Origin of the sequence: Onishia taeanensis (assembly GCF_013349955.1) — a bacterium.
Taxonomy (GTDB): Bacteria; Pseudomonadota; Gammaproteobacteria; order Pseudomonadales; family Halomonadaceae; genus Onishia; species Onishia taeanensis_B.
Genome location: NZ_JABVXC010000014.1, coordinates 55,556 through 63,462, shown reverse-complemented (window position 1 = coordinate 63,462; position 7,907 = coordinate 55,556). Strand labels below are relative to the sequence as shown.

Genomic DNA, 7,907 nt, shown 5'->3' with positions numbered 1-7,907 from the left:
AGGTGTGGAGAGCGCCGACACGTGGTTGTGCTGGGTGTCGGCGGAAACGAAAAAAGCCACCCGGTGTGGGTGGCTTCTCTCTGGTGTTGGTGGAGGCGGCGGGAATTGAACCCCGGGGGTGTGGAGAGCGCCGACACGTGGTTGTGCTGGGTGTCGGCGGAAACGAAAAAAGCCACCCGGTGTGGGTGGCTTCTCTCTGGTGTTGGTGGAGGCGGCGGGAATTGAACCCGCGTCCGCCGACACGCACTCTTCGGCTCTACATGCTTAGGTCCGTCTTTTGATTTAACGGGCCTGGCTCCGACGGGCAGGATCCAGTACCGCGATTCTTCTAAGGTTTAACGCTTGGCAGGAAGACGCTACCAACCGCGATCCCATTATCTTTGGCTCTTATCCCGTCCGTCACGAATGGGCACGTAACTTCTAGGCCAGGCTAACAACTAACAGCTATTTAAGCTGCCAGTGCGCCCTGAGCGTAGTTGTCGTCGTTTGCGACTATTTAGTCGTGATGTTGGATTTACGAGATACATCACGCTCTCGGCATGCACCTAGGAGGTTGTCATCGGCGTCGAAGCCATGTCGCCCCCGTGGAACGTCTTCAGTTTAACAGGTGGGGCCATCTTTACGCCAGTTCAAGGTGTTGCGGGCGCAAAAAGAAGGCCGCCTTACCTGGCGTCACGCATGATGCGTGCCTTCTGACGATTCCAGTCGCGCTCCTTCTCGGTGGCTCGCTTGTCGTGCTGCTTCTTGCCCGTCACCAGTGCCAGCTCGCACTTGATCAGGTTCTGCTTCCAGTAGAGCTTGAGGGGCACGCAGGTGTGCCCCTTGTCCTGGGTGCGCGAGAAGATCTTGGCGATTTCCTTGCGATGCAGCAGTAGCTTGCGGGTCCGCGTCGGATCGGCCAGCTCGTGTGTGCTGATGGTGTTGAGCGGGGTGATGTGACTGCCAAGCAGCCAAGCCTCGCTGTTCTTGATCAGGATGTAGGTGTCGGTGAGCTGGGCCTTGCCCGCGCGCAGACTCTTCACTTCCCAGCCGGACAGGGCCAGGCCGGCCTCGAAGGTCTCATCGATGTGATACTCGAATCGCGCCTTCTTGTTCTGGGCGATGACGTTGCTGCTCGGGCCCTTGCCCTTGCCTTTTTTATTGGCCATGGAACCTCTGTCTCGATATGCCTCGGTGTTGGCTTCACTGCGTTGGATGGTAGGTGGGGGGAAGCGTGATACCATTCAAGGCCTGACGAATTAACCGCTCATGATACGCCCAAGCCCCTGTAAAGTCAGCGGAGAGGTAGATGCCAACGGTCAATCGGTCCGCCCTGGTGCGGCATTCCCCCCAGGCGATGTTCGACCTGGTCAATGATTTCGAACGCTACCCGGAGTTCCTGCCGGGCTGTCGGCGGGCCCGCCTGATCGAGTCCGATACGGAGCACCTGGTTGGTGAGCTGACGCTTGCCAAGGCTGGCGTCGAGCAGAGTTTCACGACTCGCAATGATCTCTACAGCCCGGAGCGCATCGAGCTGTCACTGGTGCGGGGGCCATTCCGTCGCCTGCGTGGACGCTGGCTGTTCACGCCGATGGGGGAACAGGCCTGCAAGGTCAGTCTGGAAATGGAGTTCGAGTTCGCCAACCGTTTGATGGGCATGGCCTTTGGCAAGCTCTTCCAACAGGTGGCCGGTCAGCTGGTCGATTCCTTTTCGCGTCGCGCCAACGACCTCTATGGCGGCGATGGACGCTACTGAGGCCGGCCCGATCCGGGTCGAAGTGGCCTATGCGCTGCCGACACGCCAGAAGATCGTCGAAATGAGCGTGCCGCCTGGCACCACGGCCCGCCAGGCGGTGTCGATGGCAAAGCTTGAGCGGTACTTTCCCGATGTGCCGGCAGTGGAGTTCCTGACGGCGGACCTGGGCATCTTCGGCAAGGCGCTGCGTGACCCCGATAGCCAGGCCCTGCGCGAGGGAGATCGGGTCGAGGTCTATCGGCCGCTCAAGATCGACCCCAAGGCCGCGCGTGCAGCACGCGCGGCCAAGGCAGCGAAATCCCGTTAGAGCATGGCGTGCCTTTAGCTGGCGCTATTTGCCCACCCTTTCGCAGCGTTATTCGATTGGTGTGCCCACCGTGGGTGCGTTGCCCGGGCGCAGCGGCGCTGAGTCGGTCTCGGGCATGTTGTTGGGACCCGTGCCCGGCTGAGCGGTGAAGTCCAGCGCCTCGTCGAAATCGCCGCTCATGCTCATGCTGGCCAGCCGGTTGTCCTCGAAGTTCAGGGTCACGCGACGCTTATCTACACCGCCGTAAGCCTTGTCGAGGCGGAACAGGTAATCCCATTCATTGTCATCGAAGGGCGCCTCGAGCAGCGGACTGCCCATGATTTCTTTGACCTGGCTTCGGCTCATGCCGGGCTGAAGCTGGCTGACGGCTTCCTGAGTCACTAGGTTGCCCTGAACCAGATCGCGCTTGTAAACGCCCAGATAGCTGCACCCGGTGACTAGCGTCAGGGTCAGCGAAAGGGTGACCATTTTCATCAACTTTTGCATTTGCGCCTGTTCTTCACTATCGTGGATTCGGTCGATCATACCCGACCCTACACGTTACTGCGAAGAGCAACCATGGCCGACCAGAACCATGAACTGCGCAAGGCGGGCCTCAAGGTCACACTGCCGCGCGTCAAGATCCTGCAGATCCTCGAGAATGCCCCCGATCAACATCACCTGAGCGCAGAAGACGTCTACAAGGCGTTACTGGACGCAGGCGAAGATGTCGGGCTCGCTACCGTCTATCGCGTGCTGACTCAGTTCGAGTCTGCCGGACTGGTGGTGCGCCATAATTTCGATGGCGGGCATGCTGTTTTCGAGCTGTCTCATGATGAACACCACGACCACATGGTGTGCCTCGAGAGCGGCGAGATCGTCGAGTTCTACGATGAACAAATCGAGCAGCGCCAGCAGGAAATCGTCGATGAGCATGGCTATGAGCTCGTCGACCATGCGCTGGTGCTCTATGTGCGACCCAAGGGCTCTAAGGCCACGCGCCAGGAAAGCCCTAATTCCAAGCCCCCCGGTCCCAAGAATAAAGCCTAATGGGCTAGTTCTTGCTCTTTGCTGACCTGAGGCATTGCTGAGCCGTACTCGCCGTGCCTGAGTCTGCCAGCAACATATTACGATTTACGACAACGCCGACCTCTCAGGGTCGGCGTTGTCGTGTCCGGGCGTGTTATACGGCGGCGGGCAAGAGCTGCTAGCGGGTCTTGCGGGAAGGGCTCAGGTGCTAGTGATGCGGGTGCTGGCTGGCGTCGAGCATTTCCCTGGCGTGTGCCAGGGTGCGTTCGGACAGATTGACGCCGCCCAGCATCCGCGCCAGTTCGCTGATGCGGCCTCCTTCGTCGAGCAGTGCCATGCGGGTCTGGGTGCTATCGCGTTTGGCCTGTTTCTCGATATGCAGGTGCTGGTGCGCCTGGGCGGCGACCTGGGGCAGGTGTGTCACGGTCATCACCTGGCCGTTGGCGCCAAGCCGTTTGAGGAGCTGGCCGACGATTTCGGCGGTGGCGCCGGAGATACCCACGTCGACCTCATCGAATACCAGCGTGGGAATCGTTGAGTGGCTGGCGGCCACTACCTGGATGGCGAGGCTGATGCGCGACAGTTCGCCGCCGGAGGCGACCTTGGTCAGCGCTCGTGCCGGCTGCCCTGGGTTGGCGCTGATCAAGAACTGTACGCGATCGAGGCCATCCGGTGCTGGGCTGGTACGCTCATCGAGGGCCACCTCGAAGCGCGCCTTGCCCATGGCCAGAAAGGCCAACTGGCCCTGCACTTCCTTGCCGAAGCGTTTGGCTGCCTTGCGGCGCGTCTCGCTGATGTTCTTGGCCTGCGTTCTCCACTGCTCGCGCAGGGCCTCGACTTCGGCGCTGAGCGCTTCGATGTCGTGCTCGCCGCCATCCAGCCCCTCGAGCTCTTCGCGCAGCCGCTGATGCAGGGCGGTCATTTCCTCGGGCATCACATGATGCTTGCGGGCAATGCGGTGCACTTCGCCGAGGCGATGATCGACCTGAGAAAGACGCTCGGGGTCGAGCTCGGTGGCGTCGGCGAAGCGGGCCAGTTCCCGGGCCGCTTCTTCGACCTGAATGCGCGCACTGTCGAGCATGCCGAGAGCCTCGGCCAGGGCACCTTTTTCACTGCCGGGCAGAGGAGAAAGGTGGCTCATGGCCTGGTTGAGCAGGGTCAAGGCGCCGCCTTCGTCATTTTCGCAACACTCACTGGCGAACTGGCTCTCGCGCAGGTGCTCTTCGGCATGGGCGAGGCGCTCCTGCTCTTCCTCGAGCTCGGCGAGCTCGCCCTCGGCCAGCGCCAGCTGGTCGAGCTCTTCGACCTGATAGCGCAACAGTTGGCGGCGGGCCTGGATCTCGTCGCCGTCCTCGGCGAGGCGCTTGAGCTGCCTGCGGCTCGCCTGCCAGGCCCGGAACGTCTCGGCCAGCTGTGTCACGGCGGGCCGATGGCCGGCAAAATCGTCGAGCAGACGCAGATGGGTATCCTCGTTCAATAGCGCCTGATGCGCGTGCTGGCCGTGAATCTCGATCAAATGCTCGCCGAGCGCCTTGAGGTCGGCAATCGTCGCCGGCTGGCCGTTGATCCAGGCCTTGGAGCGGCCACCCTTGGTGATGACCCGCCGCAGCAGGCAGTCGTCGGCAGGCAACTCACGGGCGTCCAGCCAGTCGCGAGCAGACGGCAGGTCGGCGATATCGAAGCGGGCGCTCAGGTCGGCGCGCTCGGCGCCATGGCGCACGCTGCCGGCATCGGCGCGCTCGCCGAGGCAAAGCCCCAGGGCGCCAAGCAGAATCGATTTGCCGGCGCCGGTTTCGCCGGTGATGGCGGTCATGCCGCCCCTGAGCTCCAGGTCGAGTCGCTCGACAATGGCAAAGTCCTGAATGGCAAGCTGCACCAGCATGGCTGTCTCCCGCACGTGATGGGTAATGTCCCGCCGTCTCGCGTCATGGTCTGTGCGTTTATACAGTAGTCCATGCCCCCCTTCAATTACCAGTACAAGCGCTGCCCCGTCATGCCTTGAGTTCGCCGTGACCATCCCCATATAGGCGTGAGTTCACCCGTATCAGTTGACTCATTCAGCTGCCAGGGCGGCTTTTGGCCGCCTTTCGACGTCAGGAGATGCTTCATGGCCAAAGAACCTCAGACGCCATCACCGCAAGACGAGACCGAGCAAAGCACGCTCGAGGAAGAGATTCAGGGAACCGTCGAGGCCGCCATCGAGCCCGAGAGCGAAGTCGTCGACAACGCCGAGGCCGACGTGCTGGCCGCGAAGGTAGAAGAGCTCGAAGAGAACCTCAAAGAGGCCAAGGATCAGCAGCTGCGCGCCGCGGCCGAAGCGCAGAACGTGCGTCGTCGTGCCGAGCAGGATGTCGACAAGGCGCGCAAGTTCGCGCTGGAGAAGTTCGTCAAGGAGCTGCTGCCGGTCATCGACAGCCTCGAGAAGGCCTTGGAGGCGATGGAAGACGGCGCCAGCGAGGCGCATCGCGAGGGCGTGTCGATGACGCTCAAGATGCAGCAGGACGTGCTGGGCAAGTTTGGAGTCGAGACGGTCGACCCGCAGGGCGAGCCGTTCGACCCGCAGTTCCACGAGGCGCTGACCATGGTGCCGTCGCCCGATGTCGAGCCCAACTCGGTCATCGAGGTGATGCAGAAGGGCTACCTGCTCAATGGTCGACTGGTGCGCCCGGCGATGGTGGTGGTCAGCCAGGCTGCGAGCTGATCGCAGGTAGCGGGCGGGCGCATCCTTACGCGGTGCGCCCTCCGTGCACGACATCACTGGTTCTTGACAGCAAATCAGCAGACGTCGTCAAAAAAAGGGCTTGAAATGATCTCAGCGGCCCCCACATAGACGACAACCCCGCGGCGTTTGCCGCGAGTAACGAATCAAAGCAACGATTTTTCGCAACGACTTTTCGAGGATTTCCTATGGGACGCATCATCGGTATTGACCTGGGGACAACCAACTCCTGTGTCGCCGTTCTCGACGGCGACAGCGCCAAAGTCATCGAGAACGCTGAAGGTGGCCGCACCACGCCGTCCATCATCGCCTACACCGATGATGGCGAGACGCTGGTAGGCCAGGCGGCCAAGCGCCAGGCCGTCACCAATCCGCAGAATACTCTGTACGCCATCAAGCGCCTGATCGGCCGTCGCTTCAAGGACGATGTCGTCCAGAAAGACATCAAGATGGTTCCCTACACCATCACCGAAGCCGACAACGGTGATGCCTGGGTGCAGGTGAAGGACAAGAAACTGGCACCGCCGCAGGTCAGCGCCGAAGTCCTGAAGAAGATGAAGAAGACCGCCGAGGATTACCTGGGCGAGGAAGTGACCGAAGCGGTGATTACCGTGCCGGCCTACTTCAACGACTCTCAGCGTCAGGCTACCAAGGACGCAGGTCGCATCGCCGGCCTCGAGGTCAAGCGCATCATCAACGAACCGACCGCAGCCGCGCTGGCCTACGGGATGGACAAGGCGCGTGGCGACAAGACCATCGCGGTCTATGACCTGGGTGGCGGTACCTTCGATATCTCCATCATCGAAGTGGCCGACGTCGACGGCGAAACCCAGTTCGAAGTGCTCGCCACCAACGGCGACACCTTCCTGGGTGGCGAAGACTTCGACATGCAGCTGATCAACTACCTGGTCGATCAGTTCAAGGCTGACAGCGGCATCGACCTGTCCGGCGACAACCTGGCCATGCAGCGCCTCAAGGAAGCTGCCGAGAAGGCCAAGATCGAGCTGTCCAGCGCCCAGCAGACCGACGTCAACCTGCCGTACGTCACGGCCGACAACACCGGTCCCAAGCACCTCAACGTCAAGGTGACCCGTGCCAAGCTCGAGTCGTTGGTCGAGGACCTGGTCAAGCGTTCCATGGCGCCCTGCAAGACCGCGCTGTCCGACGCCGGCCTGTCCGCGTCCGAGATCGACGACGTGATCCTGGTGGGCGGTCAGACTCGCATGCCGATGGTGCAGAAGCAGGTCGCCGAGTTCTTCGGCAAGGACGCCCGCAAGGACGTCAACCCGGATGAAGCCGTGGCCGTGGGTGCTGCCATCCAGGGTGGCGTGTTGGGCGGTGACGTCAAAGACGTGCTGCTGCTCGACGTGACCCCGCTGACGCTGGGCATCGAGACCCTCGGTGGTGTGATGACGCCGCTGATCGAGAAGAACTCGACCATCCCGACCAAGAAGACCCAGACCTTCTCGACCGCGGATGACAACCAGACGGCCGTGACCATTCACGTCCTGCAGGGCGAGCGCAAGCAGTCCAGCGGTAACAAGTCCCTGGGTCGCTTCGACCTGGCCGACATTCCGCCGGCGCCGCGCGGCGTGCCGCAGATCGAAGTCGCCTTCGATCTCGACGCCAACGGTATCCTCAACGTGTCCGCCAAGGACAAGGCGACCGGCAAGGAACAGTCGATCGTGATCAAGGCCTCTAGCGGCCTGTCCGAGGAAGAAGTCGAGCAGATGGTCCAGGATGCCGAGGCCCACGCCGACGAGGACAAGAAGTTCGAGGAACTGGTCCAGCTGCGTAACCAGGCCGACGGCATGGTCCACGCGGCCAAGAAGACCATCGAGGAAGCCGGCGACAAGGCGACCGACGATGAGAAACAGAAGATCGAAACGGCTATCGCCGAGCTGGAAGAAGCATCCAAGGGCGACGATCAGCAAGACATCCAGGCCAAGCTGGATGCCCTGACCGAAGCCTCCGGTGCCCTGGCGCAGAAGATGTACGCCGAGCAGGCCGAAGGCGAGCAGGCCGAAGCTGGCGCCCAGGCGAGTGCCAAGCAGGAAGATGACGTGGTCGACGCCGAGTACGAAGAAGTCAACGACGACCAGAAAAAGCAGTAAACCACGACATCTGAATGACGGATG

Annotated in this window: 8 protein-coding genes and 1 other RNA gene; 5 read left to right on the top strand and 4 right to left on the bottom strand. The window is 61.8% G+C overall.

Features of this window, described 5'->3' with window-relative positions; translation table 11 throughout:
* Window positions 1-203: 203 nt before the first annotated feature.
* Together ssrA and smpB are read right to left on the bottom strand one after the other, a co-directional pair.
* Window positions 204-584: a transfer-messenger RNA gene (gene ssrA, locus HUS66_RS14960) on the bottom strand.
* 78 nt (window positions 585-662) lie between these two features.
* Window positions 663-1,148 carry an SsrA-binding protein SmpB gene (gene smpB, locus HUS66_RS14955; RefSeq protein WP_175071923.1) on the bottom strand — a complete coding sequence of 162 codons (486 nt, stop codon included), beginning with the start codon at window positions 1,146-1,148 and terminating at the stop codon, window positions 663-665.
* A gap of 140 nt (window positions 1,149-1,288) precedes the next feature.
* On the opposite strand from smpB, the gene HUS66_RS14950 reads away from it, so the two are divergent.
* Window positions 1,289-1,735, top strand: coding sequence for a type II toxin-antitoxin system RatA family toxin (locus tag HUS66_RS14950; protein WP_175071921.1), 447 nt, complete (start codon window positions 1,289-1,291; stop codon window positions 1,733-1,735).
* Window positions 1,722-2,042 carry an RnfH family protein gene (locus HUS66_RS14945; protein ID WP_175071918.1) on the top strand — a complete coding sequence of 107 codons (321 nt, stop codon included), beginning with the start codon at window positions 1,722-1,724 and terminating at the stop codon, window positions 2,040-2,042. Before HUS66_RS14950 ends, HUS66_RS14945 begins: the two co-directional genes overlap by 14 nt.
* 48 nt (window positions 2,043-2,090) lie before the next feature.
* Here HUS66_RS14945 and HUS66_RS14940 read toward each other — a convergent pair whose 3' ends face one another.
* Window positions 2,091-2,528, bottom strand: coding sequence for an outer membrane protein assembly factor BamE (locus HUS66_RS14940; protein ID WP_175071916.1), 438 nt, complete (start codon window positions 2,526-2,528; stop codon window positions 2,091-2,093).
* Window positions 2,529-2,600: 72 nt separating this feature from the next.
* Here HUS66_RS14940 and fur point away from each other — a divergent pair, with 72 nt between their 5' ends.
* Window positions 2,601-3,071 (top strand): ferric iron uptake transcriptional regulator, encoded by a 471-nt coding sequence (gene fur, locus HUS66_RS14935; RefSeq protein ID WP_175071914.1) that lies wholly within the window; start codon window positions 2,601-2,603, stop codon window positions 3,069-3,071.
* A 187-nt stretch (window positions 3,072-3,258) separates the two neighbouring features.
* Here the strand turns inward: fur and recN are convergent, their stop codons facing one another.
* Window positions 3,259-4,932, bottom strand: coding sequence for a DNA repair protein RecN (gene recN / locus HUS66_RS14930; protein ID WP_175071913.1), 1,674 nt, complete (start codon window positions 4,930-4,932; stop codon window positions 3,259-3,261).
* Window positions 4,933-5,157: 225 nt separating this feature from the next.
* Between recN and grpE the strand changes: the two genes are divergently transcribed.
* Window positions 5,158-5,751 (top strand): nucleotide exchange factor GrpE, encoded by a 594-nt coding sequence (gene grpE, locus HUS66_RS14925; protein ID WP_175071911.1) that lies wholly within the window; start codon window positions 5,158-5,160, stop codon window positions 5,749-5,751.
* A 206-nt stretch (window positions 5,752-5,957) separates the two neighbouring features.
* Complete coding sequence (dnaK, locus tag HUS66_RS14920) at window positions 5,958-7,883, top strand: molecular chaperone DnaK (RefSeq protein ID WP_175071909.1); 1,926 nt, start codon at window positions 5,958-5,960, stop codon at window positions 7,881-7,883.
* Window positions 7,884-7,907: the final 24 nt, after the last annotated feature.

Bases quoted from the DNA above. Each gene is read 5' to 3' on its own strand.
- smpB (WP_175071923.1), bottom strand. From the start codon at position 1,148: ATGGCCAATAAAAAAGGCAAGGGCAAGGGCCCGAGCAGCAACGTCATC.
- recN (WP_175071913.1), bottom strand. From the start codon at position 4,932: ATGCTGGTGCAGCTTGCCATTCAGGACTTTGCCATTGTCGAGCGACTC.
- fur (WP_175071914.1), top strand. From the start codon at position 2,601: ATGGCCGACCAGAACCATGAACTGCGCAAGGCGGGCCTCAAGGTCACA.
- HUS66_RS14940 (WP_175071916.1), bottom strand. From the start codon at position 2,528: ATGCAAAAGTTGATGAAAATGGTCACCCTTTCGCTGACCCTGACGCTA.
- grpE (WP_175071911.1), top strand. From the start codon at position 5,158: ATGGCCAAAGAACCTCAGACGCCATCACCGCAAGACGAGACCGAGCAA.
- HUS66_RS14945 (WP_175071918.1), top strand. From the start codon at position 1,722: ATGGACGCTACTGAGGCCGGCCCGATCCGGGTCGAAGTGGCCTATGCG.
- dnaK (WP_175071909.1), top strand. From the start codon at position 5,958: ATGGGACGCATCATCGGTATTGACCTGGGGACAACCAACTCCTGTGTC.
- HUS66_RS14950 (WP_175071921.1), top strand. From the start codon at position 1,289: ATGCCAACGGTCAATCGGTCCGCCCTGGTGCGGCATTCCCCCCAGGCG.